This window comes from Variovorax sp. YR750 (assembly GCF_900109805.1).
Classification (GTDB): Bacteria; Pseudomonadota; Gammaproteobacteria; order Burkholderiales; family Burkholderiaceae_C; genus Variovorax; species Variovorax gossypii.
Genome location: NZ_FOBJ01000003.1, coordinates 393,062 through 419,407, shown reverse-complemented (window position 1 = coordinate 419,407; position 26,346 = coordinate 393,062). Strand labels below are relative to the sequence as shown.

Annotated in this window: 24 protein-coding genes; 11 read left to right on the top strand and 13 right to left on the bottom strand. The window is 68.6% G+C overall.

The window, feature by feature from the left end; translation table 11 throughout:
* Positions 1-308 precede the first annotated feature (308 nt).
* The 5 genes from BMY35_RS08425 to BMY35_RS08405 form a co-directional block, all read right to left on the bottom strand.
* A complete protein-coding gene (locus tag BMY35_RS08425; RefSeq protein WP_093196852.1) occupies positions 309-1,697 on the bottom strand; it encodes a sigma 54-interacting transcriptional regulator in 1,389 nt (462 codons plus the stop codon).
* Between the two features lie 61 nt (positions 1,698-1,758).
* Entirely contained in the window at positions 1,759-2,427 is a 669-nt protein-coding gene (locus tag BMY35_RS08420) for a hypothetical protein (protein WP_093196850.1), read from the bottom strand.
* Positions 2,428-2,485: 58 nt separating this feature from the next.
* Positions 2,486-3,913: a sensor histidine kinase gene (locus BMY35_RS08415; RefSeq protein WP_093196848.1), complete on the bottom strand. Its 1,428-nt coding sequence runs from the start codon at positions 3,911-3,913 to the stop codon at positions 2,486-2,488.
* Positions 3,913-5,262, bottom strand: a complete 1,350-nt coding sequence (gene miaB / locus BMY35_RS08410; protein WP_093196846.1) for a tRNA (N6-isopentenyl adenosine(37)-C2)-methylthiotransferase MiaB — start codon at positions 5,260-5,262, stop codon at positions 3,913-3,915. The genes BMY35_RS08415 and miaB overlap by 1 nt, the downstream gene beginning before the upstream one ends.
* A gap of 91 nt (positions 5,263-5,353) precedes the next feature.
* Entirely contained in the window at positions 5,354-5,743 is a 390-nt protein-coding gene (locus BMY35_RS08405; RefSeq protein ID WP_240652098.1) for a hypothetical protein, read from the bottom strand.
* 320 nt (positions 5,744-6,063) lie between these two features.
* On the opposite strand from BMY35_RS08405, the gene BMY35_RS08400 reads away from it, so the two are divergent.
* A complete protein-coding gene (locus BMY35_RS08400; RefSeq protein WP_256228265.1) occupies positions 6,064-7,239 on the top strand; it encodes an efflux RND transporter periplasmic adaptor subunit in 1,176 nt (391 codons plus the stop codon).
* Positions 7,236-10,406: an efflux RND transporter permease subunit gene (locus BMY35_RS08395; RefSeq protein ID WP_093196840.1), complete on the top strand. Its 3,171-nt coding sequence runs from the start codon at positions 7,236-7,238 to the stop codon at positions 10,404-10,406. The genes BMY35_RS08400 and BMY35_RS08395 overlap by 4 nt, the downstream gene beginning before the upstream one ends.
* Before the next feature lie 41 nt (positions 10,407-10,447).
* On the opposite strand, the gene norR is transcribed toward BMY35_RS08395, so the two are convergent.
* Entirely contained in the window at positions 10,448-11,986 is a 1,539-nt protein-coding gene (gene norR, locus BMY35_RS08390; RefSeq protein ID WP_256228264.1) for a nitric oxide reductase transcriptional regulator NorR, read from the bottom strand.
* Positions 11,987-12,144: 158 nt separating this feature from the next.
* Between norR and hmpA the strand changes: the two genes are divergently transcribed.
* A complete protein-coding gene (hmpA, locus tag BMY35_RS08385) occupies positions 12,145-13,338 on the top strand; it encodes an NO-inducible flavohemoprotein (RefSeq protein WP_093196836.1) in 1,194 nt (397 codons plus the stop codon).
* A 21-nt stretch (positions 13,339-13,359) separates the two neighbouring features.
* Here hmpA and BMY35_RS08380 read toward each other — a convergent pair whose 3' ends face one another.
* Genes BMY35_RS08380 through BMY35_RS08365 form a run of 4 tightly spaced genes read right to left on the bottom strand, consistent with a single transcriptional unit; the run spans position 13,360 to position 16,693 of the window.
* Complete coding sequence (locus BMY35_RS08380) at positions 13,360-14,004, bottom strand: histidine phosphatase family protein (RefSeq protein ID WP_093196834.1); 645 nt, start codon at positions 14,002-14,004, stop codon at positions 13,360-13,362.
* Positions 14,005-14,024: 20 nt separating this feature from the next.
* Entirely contained in the window at positions 14,025-14,648 is a 624-nt protein-coding gene (locus tag BMY35_RS08375) for a DUF4136 domain-containing protein (RefSeq protein ID WP_093196832.1), read from the bottom strand.
* A 46-nt stretch (positions 14,649-14,694) separates the two neighbouring features.
* On the bottom strand, positions 14,695-15,639 hold the full coding sequence (gene ttcA / locus BMY35_RS08370) for a tRNA 2-thiocytidine(32) synthetase TtcA (RefSeq protein WP_093196831.1): 945 nt from the start codon (positions 15,637-15,639) through the stop codon (positions 14,695-14,697).
* Positions 15,640-15,694: 55 nt separating this feature from the next.
* On the bottom strand, positions 15,695-16,693 hold the full coding sequence (locus BMY35_RS08365) for a LysR family transcriptional regulator (RefSeq protein WP_093196829.1): 999 nt from the start codon (positions 16,691-16,693) through the stop codon (positions 15,695-15,697).
* Between the two features lie 100 nt (positions 16,694-16,793).
* Between BMY35_RS08365 and BMY35_RS08360 the strand changes: the two genes are divergently transcribed.
* Positions 16,794-18,020 carry an MFS transporter gene (locus BMY35_RS08360; protein ID WP_093196828.1) on the top strand — a complete coding sequence of 409 codons (1,227 nt, stop codon included), beginning with the start codon at positions 16,794-16,796 and terminating at the stop codon, positions 18,018-18,020.
* Between the two features lie 25 nt (positions 18,021-18,045).
* On the opposite strand, the gene BMY35_RS08355 is transcribed toward BMY35_RS08360, so the two are convergent.
* Both BMY35_RS08355 and BMY35_RS08350 read right to left on the bottom strand, forming a co-directional pair.
* Positions 18,046-18,426, bottom strand: coding sequence for a dihydroneopterin aldolase (locus BMY35_RS08355; RefSeq protein ID WP_093197242.1), 381 nt, complete (start codon positions 18,424-18,426; stop codon positions 18,046-18,048).
* A gap of 8 nt (positions 18,427-18,434) precedes the next feature.
* Positions 18,435-19,214 (bottom strand): SDR family oxidoreductase, encoded by a 780-nt coding sequence (locus BMY35_RS08350; protein WP_093196826.1) that lies wholly within the window; start codon positions 19,212-19,214, stop codon positions 18,435-18,437.
* Positions 19,215-19,240: 26 nt separating this feature from the next.
* On the opposite strand from BMY35_RS08350, the gene BMY35_RS08345 reads away from it, so the two are divergent.
* From BMY35_RS08345 to BMY35_RS08315, 5 genes are all read left to right on the top strand, one after another.
* The gene (locus tag BMY35_RS08345) at positions 19,241-20,356 is read left to right on the top strand and encodes a class I SAM-dependent methyltransferase (RefSeq protein WP_093196824.1); all 1,116 of its coding nucleotides are present in this window, start codon (positions 19,241-19,243) and stop codon (positions 20,354-20,356) included.
* A gap of 745 nt (positions 20,357-21,101) precedes the next feature.
* Positions 21,102-21,995 carry a TauD/TfdA dioxygenase family protein gene (locus BMY35_RS08330; RefSeq protein WP_093196822.1) on the top strand — a complete coding sequence of 298 codons (894 nt, stop codon included), beginning with the start codon at positions 21,102-21,104 and terminating at the stop codon, positions 21,993-21,995.
* A gap of 28 nt (positions 21,996-22,023) precedes the next feature.
* Entirely contained in the window at positions 22,024-23,034 is a 1,011-nt protein-coding gene (locus tag BMY35_RS08325) for an ABC transporter substrate-binding protein (RefSeq protein WP_093196820.1), read from the top strand.
* Between the two features lie 63 nt (positions 23,035-23,097).
* Positions 23,098-23,958, top strand: a complete 861-nt coding sequence (locus tag BMY35_RS08320; RefSeq protein WP_371287137.1) for an ABC transporter ATP-binding protein — start codon at positions 23,098-23,100, stop codon at positions 23,956-23,958.
* On the top strand, positions 23,955-24,824 hold the full coding sequence (locus tag BMY35_RS08315; protein ID WP_093196818.1) for an ABC transporter permease: 870 nt from the start codon (positions 23,955-23,957) through the stop codon (positions 24,822-24,824). The genes BMY35_RS08320 and BMY35_RS08315 overlap by 4 nt, the downstream gene beginning before the upstream one ends.
* 8 nt (positions 24,825-24,832) lie before the next feature.
* Here BMY35_RS08315 and BMY35_RS08310 read toward each other — a convergent pair whose 3' ends face one another.
* A complete protein-coding gene (locus tag BMY35_RS08310; RefSeq protein WP_093196816.1) occupies positions 24,833-25,231 on the bottom strand; it encodes a DUF5329 family protein in 399 nt (132 codons plus the stop codon).
* Between the two features lie 114 nt (positions 25,232-25,345).
* Here BMY35_RS08310 and hisN point away from each other — a divergent pair, with 114 nt between their 5' ends.
* Together hisN and BMY35_RS08300 are read left to right on the top strand one after the other, a co-directional pair.
* Entirely contained in the window at positions 25,346-26,122 is a 777-nt protein-coding gene (hisN, locus tag BMY35_RS08305; protein ID WP_093196814.1) for a histidinol-phosphatase, read from the top strand.
* An 11-nt stretch (positions 26,123-26,133) separates the two neighbouring features.
* Positions 26,134-26,328, top strand: a complete 195-nt coding sequence (locus BMY35_RS08300) for a DUF2905 domain-containing protein (protein ID WP_093196812.1) — start codon at positions 26,134-26,136, stop codon at positions 26,326-26,328.
* Positions 26,329-26,346 lie beyond the last annotated feature (18 nt).

Here is a 26,346-nt window from a genome sequence, read left to right as displayed (position 1 = left end):
CGAGCGCGGCCAGCGAATGGCCCGCGGCGCGGGGCCGCGAGGGGGAAAACTGCTTTTGACGCAGGCCGTCGCGCTGCTGGCGCAGTGCGAAAGATGGGCTGGTAAGTGCTGTCATGCCAGTACAGGGGCAAACCCTGTGCCAGGCTGGAAAAACGCTTTCAGATCAACAGCTTAGGGCGATCCGAAGGCATTTTTCGGGGGCTGGACCCGCCAGAGGGCCTCAAAAACCCTGTTTTTGTCGCCGAATCCCGACAAGCCGCCAGGGCAGGTGGGCATACGCCATACAAATCAACGACTTAGAGGCGTCGCTACTCGGCGACAGCGTCGTTGCCCCCAGCGACAGCGTCGGCCTTGAAGTGTCCCGGGGTGAGCTCGTGCTTCTGCAGCAGCCGGTAGAACTCCGTGCGATTGCGGTCGGCCAGGCGGGCGGCGTCGGCCACGTTGCCGTCCGTCAGTTTCAGCAGGCCGACGAGGTAATCGCGCTCGAAACGCTGCTTGGCCTCGGCATAGGTCTGGACCTCCACAGTCGGCACGCGCAGTGCCCGCTGCACCAGCGCCAGCGGGATCAGCGGCGAGCTCGACAGCGCGCAGACCTGCTCCACCACGTTGTAGAGCTGGCGCACGTTGCCCGGCCAGGCGGCCATGGTCAGCGCCTTCAGCGCCTCGGGCGCGAAGCCCGACAGCCGCTTGCCGTACTTGGTCGACAAGCGCTGCAGGAAGTGGTTGGCCAGCAGCGGAATGTCTTCGCGGCGTGCCGACAGCGGCGGCAGCGTGAGCGTCACCACGTTCAGCCGGTAATACAGGTCCTCGCGGAACTGGCCGGCCTCCATTGCGGCGTCGAGGTCGCGGTGCGTGGCCGAGACGATGCGCACGTCGACCTGGATCGACTGGCTCGCCCCCAGCGGCCGCACGGCGCGCTCCTGCAGCACGCGCAGCAGCTTGACCTGCAGCGCGGGCGGCATGTCCCCGATTTCGTCCAGCAGCAGCGTGCCGCCGTCGGCCTGCTGGAACAGGCCCTTGTGATTGGCGTGGGCGTCGGTGAAGGCGCCCTTCATGTGGCCGAAGAGTTCCGACTCGAGCAGCGCCTCCGGAATGGCGCCGCAGTTGACCGCCACGAAGGGCTTGTCGGCGCGCGCGCTGGCCTTGTGGATGGCGCGCGCCAGCATTTCCTTGCCGGCGCCGGAGTCGCCGCGCAGCAGCACAGATGCGTCCGACTTGGCGACCATGCGCGCCTCGGCCAGCAGCTCGGCCATGCGGTTGCTGCGGCTCACGATCTCGGAGCGCCAGCTGTCGTCCCCGGCCTTGCTCGGCGTGGCGGCGGGGGCGCCGAGTGCCAGCGCCTGCGCGATCTTGTCGAGCAGCTCGCGGCCGTCGTAGGGCTTGGTGAGGTAGGTGAAGACGCCGCGCGCGGTGGCCTCGACCGCGTCGGGAATGGTGCCGTGCGCGGTCAGCAGGATCACCGGCAGCGAGGGATGGCGCTTGCGGATCTCGTCGAAGAGCTGGAGGCCGTCGCGCCCCGGCAGGCGGACGTCGCTCAGCACGAGCTGCGGATGTTCGATCTCGAGCTGGGTGAGCGCTGTCTCGGCCGAAGTGACGGCCGTGACCTGGTAGCCCGCCGAACTCAGCCGCATCGACAGCAGCCGCAGCATGTCCGGGTCGTCGTCGACCACGAGAAGGCGGGCGCCGGTGGTACTCATCGAAAAACCTCCGTGCTTCGCACTGCGGTGCGAGCTTGCTTGGGGCGGCCCGGCGCTGCGCTCATTGATTCGGTTTGCCTGTGTTGGGCGGCGCGGCAGGCATGGCCGGCGCCGGGTTGGTGTTGGGCCGCGCGAAGCTGCGCTCGATGGCGCGCAGGGCTTCGATGCGGTCGTTGAGCTGGTCGATGCGGCGCTGGCTGTCGCGCAGTGCCTGCACCTGCTTGTCGCGGTCGTCCTCGACGCGGCGCTGCTCCACGTAGCGTGCGGCCAGCGCGCGCGCCAGCGGCTGCAGCGCCTGCGCCTCGGGCGCGGGGTTGGAGATCACGCGCTGCAGCAGGCCCAGCGCGCGGGCCAGGTCGGCCGGCACGCGGGTCTGCGAGAGCAGCAGCGCCACCTGCATCTGCGCCGTGGGCGAATCGCCGGGGTCGCCCACGCGGGCGATCTCGGCGCTCAGGTCGGCGCCGTTGAGCGGGCGCACCTTGTCGGCGTACGACAGCATCGAGGCCACCGGCCCCTGCGTCATCAGCGTGAAGAGCGAGGCCGCGGGCTGCGTGGCCGGCGCCTTGGGCTCGGCCTCCACCGGCATCACGCGCGGCATGACCGGAGGCGGCGGCAGCGCATCGGCCTCCGGGGGCGGCTTGGGCTGCGAGGCGCAGGCGGCCAGCAGCAGGACGAAAGGCACGGTCATCGCCCCGGCGAAGGAGGAACGGCGGACGAACGGAAAAGACATGGGTCGAAGAAAGGACGCGAGGCGGTCGGACAGTATCTGGAGGGGGACGCCGGGGCGGTCAGGCCGTGCGCGGCAGTTCGATGCGAAAGCGTGCACCGGGACCGCCGGGCTGCAGGGTGATGCGGCCCCCGTGGGCTGCAATGTACTCCTGCACGATGGAAAGTCCGATGCCCGTGCCCTTCACGGTGTGTTCGGGCTGGCGCTCGCCGCGGAAGAAAGGTTCGAAGATCCGGTCGCGGTCACCCTCGGCGATGCCCGGCCCGGCGTCGTTCACGTCGATGTGCACCGCTTCCGGCGTCTGCGACACGGCCAGCGTGATGACACCGCCCGTTACCGAAAAGCGGATGGCGTTGCTCAGCAGGTTGGCGATGGCGGTGCCGAGCTTGGAGCGGTCGACCGTGGCCGTGACGGGGTCGCCCTCGGCCCGCACGCGCAGGCCGTGCGACTGCCACTGCAGGCGCTGGGCCTCGATCTGCTCCTCGATCAGCGGCAGCAGCTCGGTGCGCTCGCGGCGCAGTTCGCGCGCCTCGAAGGCGGCGGCGTTGAAGCGCAGCAGCGCCTCGATCTGGCCCTGCAGCGACACCGTGTTCTGGTTCAGGATCTGCGCCACTTCGAGCTGCGCCGGGTTCAGCGGGCCGGTCACGCCGTCTTCCAGCAGCGAGACGCCCTCGCGCAGTGCAGCCAGCGGCGTCTTCAGCTCGTGCGACACATGGCGCAGGAAGCGCGCCTTGTCGGCGTCGAGTTCGGTCAGGCGCAGCCGCAGCCATTCGAGCTGCTGCGACACGCGCCGCACGTCGGCCGGGCCGCGGATGTCGATGGGCTCGTCGAGCCGGTTCTGGCCGAGGCCGACGATGGCCTGTTCCAGCCGCTTGAAGGGCCGCGCCAGCCAGATGCCGAAGGCCAGCGCCAGGGCCGCGGCCAGCACGCTGGCGGCCACCACCTCGCGCATCAGCCGGCGGCGCGCGTTCTCGATGCGCCGGGCCAGCGCGTCGTTCTGCGTCTCGATGAGGAACTGCGCCTGCTGCGCGATGTTGGTGTTGAGGGCGTCGAGCTCGCGGAACTGCATCGCCATCGTGCTCTCGCGGGCGAGGGCGCTGTCGGCGCTGCCGCTCATCAGGCCCTCGATCACGCCGAGCTGGTTGCGCCACATGTCGATGCCGGCGGGCGGCAGGCCGTTCTTCTCGAGGCGCTCGAGCACCTGGTGCGCCTCGCGCGCGGCGTCGTCGAAGCGGCGGCGCAGCACGGCGTCGTTCAGCACCAGCGACTGGCGTCCGGCGCGCTCCATGGCGGCGCTGCGCTCGGCCAGCGACTGGGAGGCGCCCGACAGGCGCAGCGCGCGCGCGGCCGCGTCGCGGCTTTGCGTCATGAGCGCGTCGTACTGCAGCACGGAGCGCAGCGCCACGCCGACCAGCAGCGCGGTGATCAGGAGAAAGGCGAAGAGGAGGAGCTGCTGGAACGAGCCCCGTATGGACGGTCGCTTCGCCATCAGTGGTGGGCGAGCGCCATTGGCGATTCGTTGGTCGCTACCTCGCCGCGCAGCGTGTAGGCCAGCGAGCGGGTGATGCGCAGGTCGATCATCCGGCCGACCAGCCGGGCGTCGCCCTCGAAGTTGACGACGCGGTTGCAGGCGGTGCGGCCCATGAGCTCGTTCGCGTCCCTGCGCGAGGCGCCTTCCACCAGCACGCGCTGCGTGGTGCCCACCAGCGCCTGGCCGAAGCGCTTCACGTTGACGTCGATCACGGCCTGCAGCTTCTGCAGGCGCGCGAGCTTCACCTCGTGCGGGGTGTCGTCGTGCAGCGCGGCGGCCGGCGTGCCGGGACGCGGGCTGAAGATGAAGCTGAAGCTGGCGTCGAACTGGCAGTCGTCGATCAGCTTCATCATCTTGTTGAAGTCGTCCTCGGTCTCGCCGGGGAAGCCGACGATGAAGTCGCTGCTCAGCGCGAGCTCGGGGCGGATGGCGCGCAGCTTGCGCACCGTGCTCTTGTATTCCATGGCGGTGTAGCCGCGCTTCATGGCCATCAGGATGCGGTCGCTGCCGTGCTGCACCGGCAGGTGCAGGTGGCTCACGAGCTGCGGCACCTTCGCGTAGGCCTCGATCAGGCGCGGCGTGAACTCGTTCGGGTGGCTGGTGGTGTAGCGGATGCGCTCGATGCCGGGGATCTCGGCCACGTACTCGATGAGCAGCGCGAAGTCGGCGATCTCGGCGGTGTCGCCCATCTTGCCGCGGTAGGCATTCACGTTCTGGCCCAGCAGCGTGATCTCGCGCACGCCCTGGTCGGCCAGGCCGGCGATCTCGACCAGCACGTCGTCGAGCGGGCGGTTCACTTCCTCGCCGCGGGTGTAGGGCACCACGCAGTAGCTGCAGTACTTGGAGCAGCCTTCCATGATCGACACGAAGGCGGTGGCGCCTTCCACGCGCGCGGGCGGCAGATGGTCGAACTTCTCGATCTCGGGGAAGCTGATGTCCACCTGCGGGCGGTCGAGCCGTTCGCGGTCGCTCAGCATCTCGGGCAGGCGGTGCAGGGTCTGCGGGCCGAACACGATGTCGACGTAGGGTGCGCGCGCGATGATGGCCTCGCCCTCCTGGCTCGCCACGCAGCCGCCCACGCCGATCTTCACGCCCTTGGCCTTCAGGTGCTTCACGCGGCCGAGGTCGGAGAACACCTTTTCCTGTGCCTTCTCGCGCACCGAGCAGGTGTTGAACAGGATGAGGTCGGCCTCGTCCACGTTCTGCGTGGGCTCGTAGCCCTGGGCGGCGTTCAGCACGTCGGCCATCTTGTCCGAGTCGTACTCGTTCATCTGGCAGCCGAAGGTCTTGATGAATACTTTTTTCATGGGGAGCTCTCTCTCGTGGCCCGGCGCGGCGGCGGGGCGCAACGGCATATGGCGCGCAGCGCAAGAGGCTGCGCCGCCACCCGTCTCTTTCTTACTGCGTGTTGAGGGTGTCGTTCGAGGTGAACGGCCAGACGTTCAGGAACGGCTTGTTCAGCGATTCGCGGCTGGCGGTGGCTTCGTCGGGCGTGAGGATCCACACCTCGCGCAGCAGCCCGGCGGCGTCGCGCGTGTAGTTGACGAGGTACTTCTGGCCAATGATGGCGCCGGGCATCACCAGCATGTTCTGGCCGCTGCGGATGCGCGCGCCGGCGCCCAGGCGGTCGGGCTTGCCGTCGAGCTCGACGTCGGGCGCATTGGTCACCATGAACTTGCCGCGCAGGGTGCCGACGGGGAAGACGCGGCCGCCCACGAGCGATTCGTTCTGGGTCTGGGGGCGGGGCACTTCGTCCTGGGCACTGGCGGCGAGCGGGAAAAGGCCCATGGCCGCCATGGCTGCTGTGCAAAGCGCTATGTAAGTGAGAGCATTCGTAGGTTTCTTGCAGCGGTTCATGGGGTTTATCCAGAGGCTGTGGACCGGGGATTTTAGCGAGGGGGTGTGTTTCCTCGCGTCGGCCACAGGGTGTTGAGCGGGCTTCGGGTTGACCTGCTTTACATTTCTTTACAGAGGGCGTGATCCTCGGAAGTCAGCTGCTGATTCAATAGCTGCTGTCAGCCCAAAGTGCACAAGAACCCATGAAGAAAAGTGTCGCCGTCGCCCTTTCGGGCGTGTTGATCGTAGCCGTCGCAGGCGGGTGGTGGAGCATGTCCGCGGACAAGTCCGCCACAAAGAGCGCCAAGGCCCCGAACGCGGGTGCCGGCGGCGGCATGCCCGCGCTGGTGACGCTGGCCACGGCGAAGAAGCAGGACGTGCCCGTGACCGTGCAGGTCAACGGCAGCGTGGTGTCCCTCAACAGCGTCGACCTGCGCCCGCAGGTGACCAACACGGTGAGCGCGGTGCATGTGAAGGAGGGCCAGTTCGTCAAGGCCGGCCAGCTGCTCTTCACGCTCGACGACCGCAACGACCAGGCCAATCTCGCGCGCGCCCGCGCCCAGCAGCAGAAGGACGAGGCCACGCTGGCCGATCTCGAGCGCCAGTACAAGCGCAGCCAGGACCTGGTGGCGCAGAACTTCATCGCCAAGAGCGCGGCCGACGCCACGCTCTCGCAGCTGGAGGCGCAGCGCGCCGCCGTGGCCGCCGACCGCGCGGCCGTGCAGTCGGCGCAGGTGGCGTTGGGCTACGCCACGCTGCGCGCGCCCATCGCGGGGCGCATCGGCGCCGTGAACATCTATCCGGGCACGCTGGTGCAGCCGACGCTGTCGCTGGTGACCGTCACGCAGCTCGACCCGATCGCCGTGAGCTTCCCCGTGCCCGAAGGCAACCTGCAGGACCTGCTGGAGGCCGCGCGCTCGCGCTCGAAGGTCGAGGCGGTCGTCACCGGCCGCAAGGAATTGCTGACGGGCACGCTCGATTTCGTCGACAACACCGTCGATCCGCAGATCGGCACGGTGCGCGCCAAGGCCGTGTTCGCAAATGCCGACCAGAGCCTGTGGCCCGGCCAGTTCGTCGGCACGCGCATCACGGTGCGCACGCTCAACGGCGCCACGGTGGTGCCGGCCGCGGCGCTGATGATGCTGTCCGATGGTGCTTCGCTCTACGTCGTCGACGAGGCCAAGACCGCCACGCGCCGCAAGGTGAAGGCGCTTCACACCTTCGGTACGCAGGTGGCCGTGAGCGGCGTGGAGCCCGGTGAGCAGGTGGTGATCGAGGGCAGCCAGAACGTGCGACCCGGCGGCAAGGTGCGCGTGGATGCGAAGGCTCCCGTCGCGGCGCCGGGCGCTCCCGGTGCTCCGTCCAACGGCACCACGGGCGTCACGCCCGGCAGCGCGGCGTCCTCCGACGGCACCGACATCAAGCCGCCGCGCAAGGAACGCGCATGAACATTTCCGAGCTCTGCATCCGCCGTCCGGCGATGACGGTGCTGCTGTCCGCCGCCGTGGTGGTCATCGGCATCTTCGCGTACTTCAGCATCCCCGTCGCCGCGCTGCCCAGCTACAACACGCCGGTCATCAACGTCAACGCGCAGCTGCCGGGCGCGAGCCCGGACACCATGGCGTCGTCGGTGGCGCTGCCGCTGGAGAAGCAGTTCTCGACCATCCCGGGCCTGCAGACCATCAGCTCGGTGAACACGCAGGGCGTGACCTCGCTCACGCTCGAATTCGTGAGCAGCCGCGACATCGACGCCGCCGCCGTCGACGTGCAGGCCGCGCTGCTGCGCGCCCAGCGCCAGTTGCCGCAGGAGCTGACGCAGCTGCCTTCGTACCGCAAGGTGAACCCGGCCGACGCGCCGGTGCTGTTCATCGCGCTGATCTCGCCGTCGATGAATCCGTCGGAGCTCAACGACTACGCCGAGAACCTCATCTCGCCCACGCTCTCGACCATCGACGGCGTAGCGCAGGTGGGCGTGTACGGCCGCAAGGCCTTCGCGGTGCGAATCAAGGCCAATGCCGACCTGCTCAACGCGCGCAACATCACGCTCGATGAGCTTGCCAAGGCGGTGAACTCGGCCAACGCCAACACGCCGGTCGGCGTGCTCGACGGCCCGCGCCAGACGCTCACCATCCAGGCCAACCGCCAGCTCATGAAGGCGGCCGATTTCGCCAAGCTGATCGTCGGCCAGCGCAACGGCGCGCCGGTGCGGCTCGACGAAGTCGCCACCATCGAGGACAGCTTCGAGTCGGTAAAAACCGCCAGCAGCTTCAACGGGCAAGACTCCATCTCGCTGGCCGTGCAGCGCCAGCCCAATGCCAACACCGTGCAGGTGGTGGACGCGGTGCGCGCGCTCATCCCGCGCTTCAAGGCCGAGCTGCCGCAGTCGGTCGAGATCCAGATGGTGAACGACCGCTCGCTGTCGATCCGCGAGGCGGTGCACGACGTGCAGCTCACGCTGCTGGGCACCATCGCGCTGGTGGTGCTGGTGATCTTCCTGTTCCTGCACCGGCTGGTGGCCACGCTGATCCCGGCCGCGACCATCCCGATCTCGCTGATCGGCGCGGTGGCGCTGCTCTACGCCTTCGGCTACAGCCTCGACAACATCTCGCTGCTGGGCATCACGCTGGCCGTGGGCCTCGTGGTGGACGACGCGATCGTGGTGCTGGAAAACATCATGCGCTACGTCGAGAAGGGCATGGACCCGTTCGCCGCCGCGCTGCGCGGCGCGCGCGAGGTGGGCTTCACCATCGTGTCGATCTCGATCTCGCTGGTGGCCGTGTTCATCCCGATCTTCTTCATGCCGGGCGTGATCGGCCTGCTGTTCCACGAGTTCGCGGTGGTGGTGGCGCTGGCGGTGCTGGTGTCGGCCGTGGTGTCGCTCACGCTGGTGCCGATGCTCGCGAGCCGGCTGCTCAAGCAGGTGCCGCGCAAGGAAGGCGCGATCGACCACGAGGAAGAACACCCAGAGCCCGGCACCGCCATCGGCCGTGCCTTCGAGCGCGGCTACCGCAAGGTGCATTCGACCTACATGAGCACCCTCGACTGGACGCTGATGCACCGCAAGGTGATGCTGCTGGCGGCGGCGCTGACCTTCGTCGTCACCGGCTGGCTGTTCGCGACCATCCCGAAGGGCTTCTTCCCCGAGGAAGACATCGGCCAGATCCAGATCACGACCGAGGCCGCCGAGGACATTTCCTTCACCGCCATGAAGGCCCTGCAGGACCGCGTGGCCGCCGCGCTCAAGGACGACCCGAGCGTCGACTACGTGAGCTCCTTCGTCGGCGTGGGCGGACCCACGGCCACGCAGAACTCCGGCCGCCTGTTCGCCGTGCTCAAGCCGCGTAGCGAACGCCCGCAGATGTCGAAGGTGCTCGAATCATTGCGCCAGCGCTTCCGCGAGATCCCGGGCATCGCCGTCTACATGCAGCCGGTGCAGAACCTGCGACTGGGCGGCCGCCAGAGCAAGGCGCGCTTCCAGTACACGCTGCAGAGCGTGAACGCGGGCGAGATGGTGCCGTGGGCCACGCGGCTCATGGAGCGCATGCGCGCCGACCCCGACTTCCGCGACGTGACCAGCGACTCGCAGAACCGCGGCCTGCAGGCCACGCTCGACATCGACCGCGACAAGGCCGGCGTGCTCGGCGTGGCGGTGGGCGACCTGCGCACCGCGCTCTACAACGCGTACGGCGACCGCCAGATCGGCAGCATCTACGGCTCGAGCAACACCTACCAGGTGATCCTCTCGGCCGCAGACAACGACCGCCAGTTCGAGGAAGACGTCTCGCGCCTGTCGGTGCGCAGCACCACCGGCAAGCTGGTGCCGCTGTCGGCTTTCTCGACGGTCAAGCGCACCGTGGGCCCGACCGCGGTCAACCACCAGGGCCAGTTGCAGGCGGTGACGGTGTCGTTCAACCTCGCGCCCGACGTGCCGCTGGGCAACGCGACCGCGAAGATCGACCGCTTCAAGGACGAGCTGAAGATGCCGCAGTCGATCATCACCACCTACGGCGGCGATGCGGCGGTGTTCCAGAGCTCGCAGTCGAGCCAGGCCGTGCTGCTGGTGCTGGCGGTGCTTGTCATCTACGTGCTGCTGGGCGTGCTCTACGAGAGCTACATCCACCCGATCACGATCCTGGCGGGGCTGCCGTCGGCGGCCGTGGGCGCGCTCATTTCGCTGAAGCTCTTCGGCTTCGACCTCACGCTGATCGCGACCATCGGCATCCTGCTGCTGATCGGCATCGTGAAGAAGAACGCGATCATGATGATCGACTTCGCCCTCGAGGCGCAGCGCACCGAGGGCATGAAGCCTGTCGAGGCGATCCGCGAGGCCTGCCGCCTGCGCTTCCGCCCGATCCTGATGACCACGCTGGCCGCGCTCATGGGCGCGCTGCCGCTCGCGCTGGGCCTGGGTGCCGGCGCAGAGCTGCGCCAGCCGCTGGGCGTGGCGGTTGTGGGCGGGCTGATCTTCTCGCAGGTGATCACGCTGTACATCACGCCGGCCATCTACCTTGCACTCGACCGCTACAGCGGCACCGGCCCGATGGTGGACCTGCCGGGCGAGGAGAAGACGCCGCAGGCGAGCCAGGGCCCGGGGCACGCTGCCTCGCACGCCTGACGGCGCCTTGCGCCGCGCACCTGCCGCTCACTCGCCGGGCGTCAGGCCGGTGGCTGCGCGGCGATGCCCAGCTTGCGCAGCAGGCGATGGAAGTTGCTGCGGTCCATGCCGGCCTGGGCAGCCGCCCGGCTGAGGTTGCCGCCGTGACGGGCCACGCAGGCGGCCAGCCACTCGCGCTGGAAGGCTTCGGTGGCCTCCCGCAGCGTCACCGGCGTTCCGGTTTCGGCAGCCGCCGCCGTGGCCGGCAAATCGACGGGCGACGGCTGCAACGGCGCTTCCTCCAGCAACAGGTGCCGCGGCTCGATCGCCACCCAGCGCGCGCGAGGCGCGTGCTCGCGGTAGGCGCGCAGCGCGGCACGGCTGATCGTGTGTTCGAGTTCGCGCACGTTGCCGGGCCATGAATGCGCCAGCAGCGCGGTCCGCGCGGCGGGCGACAGGCGCAGGTTGCGCGCGCCCAGCCGGTGCTGGTTCTCCTCGAGGAAACCGCCGGCTAGCGCGAGCACGTCGCGGCCGCGCGCGCGCAGCGGCGGCACCACCAGCGGATAGACCGACAGCCGGTGGTACAGGTCGGCCCGGAACCGCCCCTGCGCGATGGCGGCGGGCAGGTCGCGGTTGGTGGCCGCGATCACGCGCACGTCCACGCGCAGCGTGCGATCGCTGCCCGGGCGTTGCAGCTCGCCGCCCTGCAGCACGCGCAGCAGCTTGGCCTGCACGCCCAGCGGCAGCTCGCCGACCTCGTCGAGGAACAGCGTGCCGCCGTCGGCCAGCTCGAACTTGCCGGTGCGGTCCTGGATGGCACCGGTGAAGGCACCCCGGCGATGGCCGAAGAGCTCGCTGTCGGCCAACGTCTCGGGCAGCGCCGCGCAGTTCACCTGGACCAGCGGCTGGGACCTGCGCCGCGAGCACGCATGCAGCCGCTGCGCCACGAGGTCCTTGCCCACGCCGGTCTCGCCCAGCAGCAGCACGGTGAGGTCGGAGGCACCCACGGTGTCGATCTCGCGGCGCAGCTGCTGCATCGCCGCGCTGGTGCCCACCAGTTCGCGCACGGCGGCGCGGCCGGACTGCCAGGCCTCGGCCAGCACCTGTTCCTGTGCCGTGCGCCGGGCCATGTCGCGTGCCGCATGCGCAGCCTCGATGCCCGACTCGACCAGCCGCACCAGCGCTTCCATCCGCGCGGGGCCGACGGCGTCGAAGGCCGAAGGCTCCAGCGCGTCGAGCGTGAGCAGGCCCCAGGTGTCGCCGCGCAGGCGCAGCGGCGCGCCCATGCAGTCGTGCACCGGCAGGATCTCGGGTTGGCCCGAGACGAGCCCGTCGTAGGGATCGGGCAGATCGCAATCGGGCGGAAAGCGCACGCCCGCCGGACTCTCGAGCAGGCGGGCGAAACGCGGGTGCGCCGCCACCGCGAAGCGGCGTCCCAGCGCCTCGTCGCTGAGGCCGTCGACCGCGACGGCGCGCAGCATGCCGTCCTCCAGCCGCAGCAGCGCCACCGCGTCGCAGCGCACGAGTTCGCGCACGGCCTTGAGGAGGGCGCCGAAGCGCTCGCCCTCGCTGGGGTGGTCGGGCCCCTCGGATGTGGTCATTTCTACGCTCATGGTGGTCGATTTGACAACATTTCTTGTGGTCGATTTGACTGTGTCGGAAAAAAAATGTTCAAAAACAAGGGCTTGCGAAGGCACGACGGCAGGCACGCTTCATGAGAAGGAAGAACGTTCCTTCACTACCTTCGAGTTTTCCAGCCATGTTTTCCGAACGCACCATCGCCCTCGTCAAGGCCACCGTTCCGCTGCTGCAGACGCAGGGGGAGGCGATCACCTCCCACTTCTATCGCGTCATGTTCGCGAACCATCCCGAGGTGAAGACCTTCTTCAACGAAGCGCACCAGGCCAGCGGCACGCAGGCGCGCGCGCTGGCCGGCGCGGTGCTCGCCTATGCCGCGAACATCGACCGGCTCGAGGCGCTGGCGGGCGCGCTGCCGCGGATCATCCAGAAGCACGTCGCGCTCGGCGTGCAGCCCGAGCACTACCCGATCGTCGGCAAGTGCCTGCTGCAGGCCATCCGCGAGGTGCTGGGCGACGTCGCGACCGACGAAATCATTGCCGCCTGGGCAGAGGCCTACGAGGCGCTGGCCGGCCTGCTGATCGCCGCCGAGGAAGATGCGTACGGCGCCAACGAGCGGCGCCCCGGCGGCTGGCGCGGCACGCGCCGCTTCGTCGTGGCGCGTCGCGAGCCGGAGAGCGAGCTCATCCTCTCGCTGTACCTAGAGCCCGAGGACGGCGGCCCGCTGCCCGCGTTCCTGCCGGGCCAGTACCTCACGCTGGTGCTGGAGATCGACGGCGAGACCGTGCGGCGCAACTATTCGCTTTCCGATGCGCCTGGCAAGCCCTGCCTGCGCATCAGCGTGAAGCGCGAGGAGGGCGGGCGCGTGTCGAACTGGCTGCATGCCCATGCCCGCCCAGGCACCGTGCTCGACGTGCTGCCGCCCAGCGGCGACTTCGTGCTGCAGCCCGCGCCCGCCGAAGGCCGCCCGCTGGTCCTCGTGACCGGCGGCGTGGGCATCACGCCGGCGATGAGCATGCTCGAAACCGCAGCGCCCACGGGGCGGCCGATCCGCTTCATCCATGCTGCGCGCCACGGCGGCGTGCATGCCTTCCGGGCGCGCGTCGACGCACTGGCGGCCGCGCATGCGAACGTGGAGGCGCTCTACGTGTACGACGCGCCGCGCGACGCCGACCGGCCGCACGCGACCGGCTTCGTCACGAAGGAGCTGCTCGCGCAGGCCTTGCCGCCGGACCGCGACGTGGACTTCTACTTCCTCGGCCCGAAGCCCTTCATGAAGGCGATGTACGCGAACAGCGTGGCGCTGGGCGTGCCCGCGCAGCAGATCCGCTACGAGTTCTTCGGGCCGCTGGAGGACCTGAGCGCGGATTGCTGATGCGGGGCGGGGAGCGAGGCTTCAGCTCGTGGTTTCGTCGAGCGGGCTGCCGGCCGAGAGGTGGGCGGTGTCGCTCCAGCCCACGAGGCTGAAGCCTTCGGGCGTCCACAGCATGCGGTTGATGGCCGCGTTGCCGAGCTGCCAGGTGCGTGGCGCCTGCAGCTCCTGGCGGGTGGCGGCGCGGTAGAGCACGTCCATCACGCCGCCGTGCGCGACCAGCACGACCAGTTCGCCCGGATGGCGCGCCGCGAGTTCGGCGGCCACGCCCGTCACGCGGTCGCGGAAGGTGAGAAGGCTTTCGCCGCCCTCGGGCTCGAATTCGGGATCGCGTTCGCGCCAGAGCCTGGCCTGCACGGGCAGAGTGGCCTCGATCTCGGCGAAGCTCATGCCCTCGAAGGTGCCGAATGCCCGCTCGCGCAGGCGCGGCTCGGGTTGCACGGCCAGGCCATGGGGCTCGGCGATGGCCTGCGCGGTCTGCCAGGCGCGCGACAGGTCGCTGGCATAGACGACGCCGATGGGCTCGTCGGCCAGCGCCGCGCCCGCGCGCTGCGCCTGCCAGACGCCGGTGGCGTTGAGCCCGATGTCGAGCTGGCCCTGGATGCGGGTGTCGACGTTCCAGGCGGTCTCGCCGTGGCGAACGGCGATCAGGCGGGTGGGTTCTTCCATCCGGGGAATTTTAAAAGCCGCTATTTCCGGGCCTGCGCCGTCGGCAGCTCGATGTTGACCCGGCGCTCGCCCTGCGGCGGGTTCGGGAAGCCCTGCAGCGCGGCCTGGAACATCACCGGCAGGATCGCCGCGCTCGAGGTGTAGGGGCCGTCGTTGCGGGCGCGGGTCTCGTAGACCACGCGGTTGGAGCCTGCCTCGCGAAGCACGATGCTCACCTCGCGCTCGTACCAGGGGTTGGCCGGTGGCGCGAACATGGGGCCGCCATACCAGCCGCCGCCGTACCAGCGCCGGCCGTAGTAGCCATAGCCGCCGTAGCCGTAGCCCCCGGGGCCGTTGTAGAGCCACGGGTCGGCCCAGGGCGAGAGGCCGGCCGTCACGCGCGCGCCGATCTGCGCGATGTACTGGGCCTTGGCATCGTCGCGGCGCAGGCCGACCTTGTCGAGCGCCGCGCCGGCCATGGCTTCGAGCGATTCCTGCCGCGCGCCGTCGGCCTGCTGCGAGGGCAGGCGGTCGAAGCGGTAGGTGGCGCCGGGCGCGATGGCGCCCGGGGAGGCGAAGCTCTTCACGTCGCTGTCGACCACCCAGGAGGTGGCGCAGCCTGTCAGGGTTACTGCAAGAAGAAGAGCCGGGATCGCAGATTTCATGAGGGTCTCCGGGCACTGTTGCCCAAAATTCCCCTGGGTTGCCCGTTCAGCCCTGGACGATGCGCAGGGCGGCAGGTGCCTGGGAGAGCAGATCGAAGGAAGGCGGGTCGAAGGCCTTGTCGCCCTCGTCGTCCGCCACGCCGGTCGCCTTCAGACCCTTGAAGTCGTGCCGCGTTCCGTCGAGCAGGTGCGAAGGCACCACGTTCTGCAGCGCGGTGAACATGTTCTCCACGCGGCCGGGATACTTCTTGTCCCATTCGTGCAGCATTTCTCCTACCTGCTTGCGCTGCAGGTTCTCCTGGCTGCCGCAGAGCGTGCACGGAATGATCGGGAACTCGCGGTGCTGGGCCCAGCGGATGGTGTCCTTCTCGGACACGTAGGCCAGCGGGCGGATAACGACGTGCCTGCCGTCGTCGCTCACCAGCTTGGGCGGCATGCTCTTCAGCTTGCCGGCGAAGAACATGTTGAGGAAGAAGGTCTGCAGCATGTCGTCGCGGTGGTGGCCCAGCGCGACCTTGGTGGCGCCCAGCTCGTCGGCCACGCGGTAGAGGATGCCGCGGCGCAGCCGGCTGCACAGGCCGCAGGTGGTCTTGCCCTCGGGAATCACGCGCTTGACGATGCTGTAGGTGTCCTGGTTCTCGATGTGGAAGTCCACGCCCAGTTCGCTCAGGTACTTGGGCAGCACTTCCTCGGGAAAGCCGGGCTGCTTCTGGTCGAGGTTGACCGCCACGATGTCGAAGTGGATGGGTGCGCGCGCCTTCAGCTTGAGCAGGATGTCGAGCAGCGCATAGCTGTCCTTGCCGCCCGAGACGCACACCATGACCTTGTCGCCCTCTTCGATCATGTTGTAGTCGACGATCGCCTGCCCGACCTGGCGGCACAGGCGCTTCTCGAGCTTGTGCGTCTCGCGCTCGATCTTCATGGAATTGGCGGGAGAGGAGGCGGTGGCGTCGGCGGTGGCGGGCGCCTCGTCGATCCAGACGGCGTTCATGGGCAGGCTGCTTCGGGGAGTCGGGGGAAGGGGGTGATTGTCCCCGATCCCCATTTCACCCGCCATCGGGCCCGTTTACGGTTGCTCCGGCTACCCCGATCACCCCGGCCGCGGGCAACGGGGATTCCGGGAAGGCCTGCCGCATCGCCTCCACGAAGAGCCGCAGCCGCGCCGGATAGAAGCGCGCGTACGGATACACGATGTACACCGGCGCGGGCGTGCCGTGCCACTGCGGCGCCAGGTGCACCAGCCGCCCCGCAGCCAGCTCCTCGGTGAGCATCCAGGCCGACGACACCCCGACCCCCACGCCCAGCACGGCCGCGCTGCGCAGGGCGTAGAGGCTGTCGGTGATCATGCGCGGGCGGATCGGCACCCGGCACACCTCGCCGGTGCTCTCGTGCGTGAACACGACCTCGGTCCGGTAGAAGTTGCGCGCCGCCAGCCAGGGCAGGGCTTCGAGCTCTCTGGCGTGCACCGGCAGCGGCGTGCCGGGCCCGAAGAGGGAGGGCGCCCCGACCGCGATGCGTGGCACGTCGAACAGGCGGATCGCCACGGCGTTGGGGTCCGTCACCTCGCCGACGCGGATCGCGCAGTCGACGCCCTCGGCGATGAAGTCGGGCGTTTCGTCATGCGGGCTGTCGTGCAGCAGCCACTCGACCGTCACCTGCGGATGGCGCTGCAGGTAAGAGGCCAGCGGCCCGACCAGCAGCTGCTGCCCGAAGGCATGCGGCGCCACCACGCGCAGCCGGCCCTCGGGCTGGTCGCCCACGCCGCGCAGCTCGGCCTCGAAGGCGCCCCAACTCAGGATCAGCTCCTTGGCGCGGTCGAAGCAGCGCTCGCCGTCTTCCGTGAGCTTCATCGCGTGGGTGGAGCGCTGCAGCAGCCGCACGCCCAGCGAGCGTTCGAGCGCCTGCAGGCGGCGGCTCACGGTGGGCTGGGTGGTGCCCATCTGGGCGGCGGCGGCCGACAGGCTGCCGGCCTCGACGATGCGAACGAAGGTCTGCATCAACTCGATGCGGTCGGCCGGAGGCGGGGGTGGGAGTGGCTTGGCCATGCGCCGAGCGTATATCAATTGTTCGACACGCAGGCCTACCTTCAGAGTGGAGGGGCCCGCAAACTCCAGCCTTCGTTTCTCGAATCCAAGGGTTTACACCATGTCTTCCATTCAAAACACGCATGAAAAGCTGCCAGGGTCGCTGATCCTGCTGCTGGCCGCCAGCGCCGGCTTCGGCGTGGCCGCGCTGTACTACAGCCAGCCCATGCTGGGCGTGCTCGGCCCTGACATCGGCGCCTCGGCCCGTTCCGTGGGCTTCGTGCCCACGCTCACGCAGCTGGGCTACGCGCTCGGCATCCTGCTGCTCGCGCCGCTGGGCGACCGCTTCGACCGGCGCCGCATCATCCTCGTCAAGGCTTCCGTGCTGGTGCTCGCGCTGTTGGGCGCGGCGTTCTCTCCTTCGGTCGCGCCGCTGCTGGCGGCGAGCCTTGTCATCGGCCTCGCGGCCACGATGGCGCAGGACGTGGTGCCCGCCGCCGCCACATTGGCGCCCGAGGCGCATCGCGGCCGGATCGTCGGCACGGTGATGACCGGGCTGCTGCTGGGCATCCTGCTGTCGCGCGTGCTCGCGGGCTTCGTGGCCGAGCACTTCGGCTGGCGCGCGATGTTCGTCGTCGCGGCAGTGAGCATCGCGCTCATCGGCGCCGCTGCTGCGCGCGGACTGCCGCGCCTGCGCCCGACCACGCACCTGGGCTACGGCGCACTGCTGGGTTCGCTGGCCGGCCTGTGGAAGCGCCATGGCGCGCTGCGCCGCGCGACCTTCGCGCAGGCCCTGCTGTCGGTGGGCTTCAGCGCCTTCTGGTCGACGCTGGCCGTGATGCTGCATGGCGCACCGTTCCACCTGGGCAGCGCGGCAGCCGGCGCCTTCGGCCTTGCCGGCGCGGCGGGTGCGCTGGCCGCGCCCATCGCCGGGCGCCTCGCGGATCGCCGCGGTCCCGAGTTGGTGATCCGCATGGGTGCCGCGCTGGTCGCCGTCTCCTTCGCGGCGATGCTGTTCGCGCCGCTGCTTGCGGCTCCGGCCGCGCGGCTGGGGCTGATCGTGGTTGCCGCCATCGGCTTCGACTTCGGCCTGCAGGCCGCGCTGATCGCGCACCAGACGGTGGTCTACGGCATCGACCCCGGCGCGCGCAGCCGGCTCAACGCGGTGTTCTTCACGGGGGTGTTCGTCGGCATGGCCACGGGCTCCGCGCTGGGTGCCCTGGTGCTGGCGCAATGGGGGTGGTCGGGCGTGGCGGCGATGGCTTCGGTATCGGCGCTCGGCGCGCTGGCCGTGCGCATGTGGCCGGCGGCAAAGAGGTCCGCGGTGGCCTGCGGCTCAGCGGCCTGAGTGCCGCGGATGGCTGCGGCTCAGCTCACCACTCGCCGGCTTCCATGCGGATCGCCACTTCGCAGTCGTCGAAGATCTCGAGCTTGGCGATCTTCACGCGCACGCCCAGCACGCCGGGCAGCTGCAGCAGGCGCTGCACCAGCTTGCCGATCAGGCTCTCGAGCAGGTTGACGTGCTCGGCGGTGCACTCGTCGATGATGATGAGGCGCACCTTGCCGTAGTCCAGCACATGGAAGATGTCGTCGTCCTGCGGCAGCAGCGGCTGCTCCCCGAGGTTGAGTTCCGCATCGACCTGGATCGGCTGCGGCGCGACCTTTTCGTGGTCGAGGATGCCGAGGTTCGCGTCGAAGCGCAGGCCCATCAGGGTGAGGGTCTGGTGGCCGTGGGTGTGCTTGGTGGAAGACATGGAGGTGCTCACATGAGCGAGAAATCGCGCTCGAATTTCATCAGGTGCTGGCCGCCGTCCACCAGCAGCGTGGTGCCGGTGATCGAACGGTTCTCCAGCGCGAACTTCACCGTGGCGGCCACGTCCTCCGGAGTGGACGAGCGGCCCAGCGGCGACAGCTTGTGCAGTTGCGCGAACTTGTCGTCGTCCAGCATGTGGCTCGCCAGCGTGAGGCCGGGCGCCACGCCCACCACGCGCACGCGCGGCGCCAGCGCCAGCGCCAGCATCGGCGTGGCGGCCTCGAGCGCGGCCTTCGACAGCGTGTAGCTCAGGAAGTCGGGGTTCGGGTTCCAGAGTTTCTGGTCGAGCAGATGGACCACCGCGCCCTGCGCATCGCGCGCCGCCAGGTGCTCGTGCAGCGCCTGCGCCAGCAGGATGGCCGCGCCGGTGTTGCTGCGCGCATGGCGTTCCATGAGCGCGTAGCCGAAGGTGGCGGCCTCGTCGTGCTCGAAGAGGGCGGCGCTGTGGACCACGGCATCGATGCCGCGGAAGCGCGCGACCACGCGGGGCAGCAGCGCGCGCGTGGCCTGTTCGTCCTCGAGGTCGGCCGAGAACAGGGCCGAGTCGCCCGAGAGCGCGGCGCAGTCGGCGACCGTCTGCTCGGCCTCGGAGCGCGAGTTCCGGTAGTGCACCGCCACCTGCCAGCCGCTCGCGGCGAGCGCCAGCGCAATCTCGCGGCCGAGCCGACGGCCTGCGCCCGTAACGAGGACCGTGCGGGGAGAGGTGGAGGCTGGGGAGGCGGGGCTCATGCGGGGAGAGAGGGGAGAATGGCGCTGTGACGACAAAGACGACCCCCAGCAGTTTACCCACCGCCCTCGACCATCTCATCGCGCGTTCCGTCGAGCGCGCGGGCGGCTGGATAGGCTTCGACCGCTTCATGGCGCTCGCGCTGTACGCGCCCGGCCTGGGCTACTACGCCAACACGCTGGCCAAGTTCGGCCACATGCCTTCTTCGGGCAGCGACTTCGTGACCGCGCCCGAACTCACGCCCATGTTCGGCCAGACCCTGGCGGTGCAGGTGGCCGAGGCACTGGAGAAGACCGGAACCGACACGGTGTGGGAATTCGGCGCCGGATCGGGGGCGCTCGCGGTTCAGCTGCTGCATGCGCTCGACGAGATGGGGCGCGGCGACGTGCGCTATCGCATCGTCGACCTGTCGGGCACCTTGCGCGAGCGGCAGCAGCAGGCGCTCGCTCGCCATGCAGGCCGCGTCGAATGGCTCAACGAGCTGCCGGAGGCGATGGAAGGCGTGGTCGTCGGCAACGAAGTGCTCGATGCGATGCCGGTGCAACTGCTGGCCCGCGTGGGTGGGCAGTGGTTCGAGCGGGGTGTCGTGCGCAATGTCGCCGGCGATGGATGGGCCTGGGCCGACCGCGCGACAGAACTGCGTCCGCCGGTGGAGGTGCCTGGCGCGCACGATTACCTCACCGAGATCCATCCGCAGGGGAAGGCCTTCATCGCGACCCTGGCGGACCGGCTGAAGAAGGGGGCCGCGTTCTTCATCGACTACGGGTTTCCCGAGGCCGAGTACTACCACCCGCAGAGGCACATGGGGACTGTGATGTGCCATCAGGGGCACAAGGCCGATGGCGATCCGCTGGCTGATGTCGGGTTGAAGGACATCACGGCGCATGTCGACTTCACCGGGGTTGCGCTGGCTGGGCAGGATGCGGGGCTTGCTGTGCTTGGCTATACGAGCCAGGCGCGGTTTCTGTTGAATTGCGGGTTGCTTGCCAGGATGGAGCAAGGGTCTGTTGGTGAGCGGGGGATGGCGGCTCGGCTCATTCATGAGCATGAGATGGGGGAGTTGTTCAAGGTTTTGGGGTTTGCTGTGGGGGAGGGGTGGGATGCGATGGGGTTTGTTGAAGGGGATCGCAGTCATACGCTTTGAGTGGCTGCTCTTGGTTTGCTTTCCGAGGCCGGGACTCGCCCCGGCGGGCGACCTACTTTCTTTTGCTTCGCCAAAAGAAAGTAGGCAAAGAAAAGGCGACCCCACTGTCTGCGACCCTTCGCTTCGCTACGGGCAACCTGCGGTGCTCGCGTTTCGCGGGGTCTCGCAGAACTCGCTTCGCTCAGACAGCTGCGAGCCCTGATCCGCGAAACGCTGCGCTCCTCGGCGCAGCCAGAGGGGAGGGGGAACACCCGGGCCATCGCTTTGCTCGGCCCCCAAGGCACTGCAAGCGCTTCGCGCCTGCAGTGCTTAGAATGAGGTGCTGGGTTCGCTAAAACCGTCGCGATTGAATTGAGATTCCGGGCCGAGCGAAGCGAAGGCCAGTCCAGGCAGTTCGGTAGCCGAGCGCAGCGATGGCCTGTTCGGTCTCCAACTCCCTTCTGGCTGCGCCGAGGAGCGCAGACGTAGGAGGGACAAGGGCCGCAGCTGTTTGAGCGAAGCGAGTTCTGCGGACCCCCTCCTACGTCGAGCACCGCAGGTTGCCCGTAGCGAAGCGAAGGGTCGCAGACAGTAGGGTCGCCTTTCTTTTGCCTACGTTTCTTTGGCGAAGCAAAGAAAAGTAGGTCGGCCGCCGGGCCGAGACCCGGCCCCGGAACCCAAACCAAACTCCGGCGAAATTACATAGTCATAAGCTAGCAACGAAGAGTTCGTTGGCGAACGACACCCCGCCCCCTACATTCCCGGCATGACTGCCGTCCCCTCCAGCAGCGTTGCCAACACCGCAGCGCAGCACTTCGAGATCCGCCCCTTCCCCGCCCCCGTAGGAGCCGAGGTCGTAGGCCTCGACATCTCGAAGCCCATCACCACCGAAGACTTCGCCCGAATCCACAAGGCCCACCTCGACCACCACGTCCTAGTATTCCGCGACCAGCAGATCACCCCCCAGGAGCACATCGATTTCAGCCGCCGCTTCGGCCCTCTCGAAATCCACGTCCTCCATCAGTTCCAGCTCAAGGACCACCCCGAGATCCTCATCGTCTCCAACATCAAGGAGAACGGCGAGCCCATCGGTCTCGGCGACGCCGGCGTCTACTGGCACTCCGACATCTCGTACAAGCCCAAGCCCAGCCTCGGCTCGCTGCTGCACGCGCAGGAGCTTCCGAGCGAAGGCGGCGACACGCTCTTCGCCGACCAGCATCTCGCATGGGAATCGCTGAGCCCCGAGCTGCAGCAGCGGATCCTGCCGCTGAAGGCCGAGCACAGCTATCTCGCCAAGTACGAAGAGCTGCGCGCCAAGAACCCGTGGCGGCCCAAGCTCTCGCAGGCGCAGATCGATCAGGTCGCACCTGCGGTGCAGCCCGTGGTGCGCACGCACCCGGAGACGGGGCGCAAGGCGCTCTTCGTCAGCGAGCATTTCACGACGCGCATCGTCGGCCTGCCGCAGGACGAGAGCGACGCGCTGCTCGCGGAGCTGTTCGCGCACAGCGTCAAGCCCGAGTTCGTGTATCGCCACACATGGGCGCCGCACGACCTCGTGTTCTGGGACAACCGCTCGCTGATGCATCTCGCGGCCGGCACGCCCGACCACCTGCGCCGCCGCCTGAACCGCACCACCATCGTCGGCGACACGCCTTTCTGATTCTTCTTCTCTCTCGATTCCCAATCCAATGAACCGCTTCACCCGCAAAGCCGCGGCGCTCGTCGCCGGCCTCGGCCTCCTGGCCGGCAGCCTTTCCGCGCATGCCGAAGGCCAGATCCGCATCGCCGAGCAGTTCGGCATCGTCTACCTGCTGCTGAACGTGGCGCAGGAGCAGAAGCTCATCGAGAAGCACGCGAAGGCCGCGGGTGTCGATGCCAAGGTCGAATGGGTCAAGCTCTCGGGCGGCTCGGCGGTGAACGACGCGCTGCTGTCGGGCAACATCGAGATCGCAGGCGCCGGCGTGGGGCCGCTACTCACGCTGTGGGACCGCACCAAGGGCAAGCAGAACGTGAAGGGCGTGGCCTCGCTGGGCAACTTCCCGTACTACCTGGTGACCAACAACCCGAACGTGAAGTCGATCGCCGACTTCACCGACAAGGACCGCATCGCGCTGCCCGCAGTGGGCGTGTCGGTGCAGTCGCGCGTGCTGCAGTTCGCCTCGGCCAAGCTCTGGGGTGACAAGGAGTTCAACAGGCTCGACAAGATCAGCGTGGCGGTGCCGCACCCCGATGCGGCGGCGGCCATCATCAAGGGCGGCACGGAGATCACGGGGCATTTCGGCAATCCGCCCTTCCAGGAGCAGGAACTCGCTGGCAATCCGAACGCGCGCATCGTGCTCAACTCGTACCAGGTGCTGGGCGGCCCGTCGTCGGCGACGGTGCTCTACGCCACGGAGAAATTCCGCAGCGAGAACCCGAAGACATACAAGGCTTTCGTCGATGCGCTCGACGAGGCGGCGAAGTTCGTCACCGCCAACCCCGAGAAGGCCGCGGACATCTACCTGAAGGTGAGCAACGCGAAGCTCGACCGCGACCTGCTGCTGAAGATCATCAAGAACCCCGAGGTGCAGTTCAAGACCACGCCGCAGAACACCTATCCGCTGGCCGAGTTCATGCACCGCGTCGGCGCGATCAAGAACAAGCCGGCTTCGGTGAAGGACTACTTCTTCGACGACGCGCAAAACGTGTCGGGGAATTGAGTGAGCACGGCAGCGGTTCTGGATTCGCGGGTTGACTCCCTCTCCCATCGGGAGAGGGCGGGGGTGAGGGGGGAGCCCCCGGCATCGCCGCCAGCCCTCACCCCGAGCCTCTCCCGCGAGCGGGAGAGGGAGCAAGACAGTGCACCGCTGCTGCAGGTTGACAACGTCAGCCTCGAATACCGCACCCCCGAGCGCGTCGTGCGCGCCACGCATCGCGTGAGCTTCGATGTCCATGCCGCCGACCGCTTCGTACTGCTCGGCCCCTCGGGCTGCGGCAAGTCCACGCTGCTGAAGGCGGTGGCCGGTTTCATCCCGCCGGTCGAGGGCGAGATCCGCCTCGACGGCCGGCGCGTGGCGCAGCCCGGGCCCGACCGCATCGTCGTGTTCCAGGAATTCGACCAGCTGCCGCCGTGGAAGACGGTGAAGCAGAACGTGATGTTCCCGCTGCTGGCCTCCCGCACGCTCGGCAGGAAGGAAGCGGCCGAGCGCGCGCTGCACTACCTCGACAAGGTCGGCCTCTCGAAGTTCGCCGACGTGCATCCGCACCAGCTTTCGGGCGGCATGAAGCAGCGCGTGGCGATCGCGCGTGCGCTCGCGATGCAGCCGCGCGTGCTGCTGATGGACGAGCCTTTCGCCGCGCTCGATGCGCTCACGCGCCGCAGGATGCAGCAGGAGCTGCTCGAGCTGTGGGACGAGGTGCGATTCACGCTGCTGTTCGTCACCCACTCCATCGAGGAGGCGCTGGTGGTGGGCAACCGCATCGCGCTGCTGTCGCCGCATCCGGGGCGCATGCGCGCCGAGATCAATAGCCACGCCTTCACGCTCGACAGCCTGGGCGGCGCCGAATTCCAGGGTACGGCGCAGCGCATCCACGACATGCTGTTCGAGGAAGAGAAGCAGGCAGTAGAGGAGACCGTGGCATGAGCGCCATCGTCCCGCCCATCCGCCCCGAGTACGAGCGCACGCTCGAGCCCTTCACCGAAGTGCCGCTCGAGCGCCGGCTGCCGCTGGGCGAGCGCATCTGGTCGCAGGCATGGCTGCGCAAGGGCCTGATCCTCGCCGTCATCGCCGCTCTGTGGGAGCTGGCCGCCCGCTGGCAGAACAACGACCTGCTGCTGCCCACCTTCACCGCCACGGCGGCGGCGCTGTTCGACGGCCTCGCGAGCGGCGAGCTGATCGAGAAGGTGCGCATCTCGCTGGCCGTGCTGCTGCAGGGCTACATCGCCGGTGTGCTGCTGGCCTTCGCGCTCACCACGCTCGCCGTGTCCACGCGCATCGGCCGCGACCTGCTGGACACGCTCACTTCCATGTTCAACCCGCTGCCCGCCATCGCGCTGCTGCCGCTGGCGCTGCTGTGGTTCGGGCTGGGGCGCGGCAGCCTGGTGTTCGTGCTGATCCACTCGGTGCTGTGGCCGCTGGCACTCAACACCTATGCGGGCTTCCAGGGCGTGCCCGACACGCTGCGTATGGCGGGGCGTAACTACGGGCTCAGGGGCCTGCGCTACGTGCTGCAGATCCTGGTGCCGGCGGCGCTGCCGTCGATCCTGTCGGGGCTGAAGATCGGCTGGGCCTTTGCCTGGCGCACGCTGATCGCGGCGGAGCTGGTGTTCGGGGCCTCGTCGGGCAAGGGCGGGCTGGGCTGGTACATCTTCCAGAACCGCAACGAGCTCTACACCGACCGCGTGTTCGCGGGCCTCGCGCTGGTGGTGCTGATCGGCCTGCTGGTCGAGAGCCTGGGCTTCAGGACGCTGGAGCGGCTGACGGTGCGGCGCTGGGGGCAGCAGCGCTAGCTGTTCGGCTAGCCGCCCGTCTTCTTCGGCCCTGCGGCCTGCCGCAGCGCGCGCAGCTCGCCGTTGAGGAATTCGTTGGCGTCGCGCACCGTGCCGTTGGTGAGCTTCACCTTGTAGGCCTGCCCGGTCATTTCCGAGCGCGAGGCGCAGCGCTCGATGAAGTCCTCGGCCGTGAGCAGTTCCTTTTTGAAATAGTCGTACTTCGCCTGCATGTGCTTGGCGGCGTCGGCGGCGTTGTATTCGCTGCCGTTGCGCAGGAAGATCATCGAGCTCATCCTCGAGACGCGCTGGATCAGCGTGTCGATCAGTTTGTCTTCCGTATCGGAGGGCGTGGCGTGGGCCAGCAGGGTCGAGGCGCCGAGCACGAGGGCCAGCAGCGCCGAGCGAAGGTGGGGGAAAGAAGCCATTTGTCGTAGTCCCTGGCAAATTTCGGGCCATGCTAGGGCTGGCCGGCCCGGCGTGTCAAACCCGGCCCGGCTCGGGTCTAATTGCACGTTTTGGCACGCGTTTCCCACTCTTCCATGAGCTCTTCCATTTCCGACCTCTCGCCGATCGCCGAAGCGCTGGCCGATGCCGCCGCCGCCAAGTCGATGCACTACTTCCGCACGCCGCTGGACATCATCACCAAGGCCGACGAAAGCCCCGTCACTCTGGCCGACCGCGCCGCCGAGACGGCCATGCGCGAGATCCTCGGCGCACGCGTGCCGGCCGACGGCATCTACGGCGAGGAGCACGGCCCCGAGCGGCTCGATGCCGACCGTGTCTGGGTGCTCGACCCCATCGACGGCACGCGCAGCTTCATCACCGGCTCGCCGCTGTGGGGCACGCTGATCGGCGTGCTGCAGGGCGGTCGCGTGGCGCTGGGCATGATCGACATGCCGGTGCTCAAGGAGCGCTGGATCGGCGTGGCAGGCCAGGGCGCCACGCGCGACGGCCAGCCCGTGCGCGTGAGCGGCTGCACCGAAGTGGCCAAGGCCCGCATCGTCACCACCTCGCCCGACATCTTCGCGCCGGCCGACTGGAGCGCCTTCGACAGGCTCAGCCGCCAGTGCGCGATGCGCCGCTTCGGCGGCGACTGCTACGGCTACGCCCAGCTGGCTGGCGGCACCATCGACCTCGTGGTCGAGACCGGCCTGCAGCCCTACGACTACCTCGGCCCGGCCGGGTTGATCGAGGCGGCCGGCGGCGTCATCACCGACTGGCAGGGCCAGCCGCTGGGCCTGAAGTCCGACGGACGGGTGATCGCCGCGGCAACACCCGAACTCCACCGGCAAGCCATGGCCATTCTCTCGGCCTAGACTGTCGCCTTATGTTCCGCTGGCTGATCGTCGTCGTCCTCGCGCTGGTGCTCATGAGCGGCCTGACCGCCTGGCTGCGCCGCTTCGGCTTCGGTCGCCTGCCGGGCGATTTCGAGTTCCGTGCCTTCGGGCGCGAGTGGCAGCTGCCGATCGCGAGCACCATCGTGCTCAGCATGATCGCGGCGCTGGTCGCGCGCCTCCTGTAGAGACGAGAAACAAGGAAA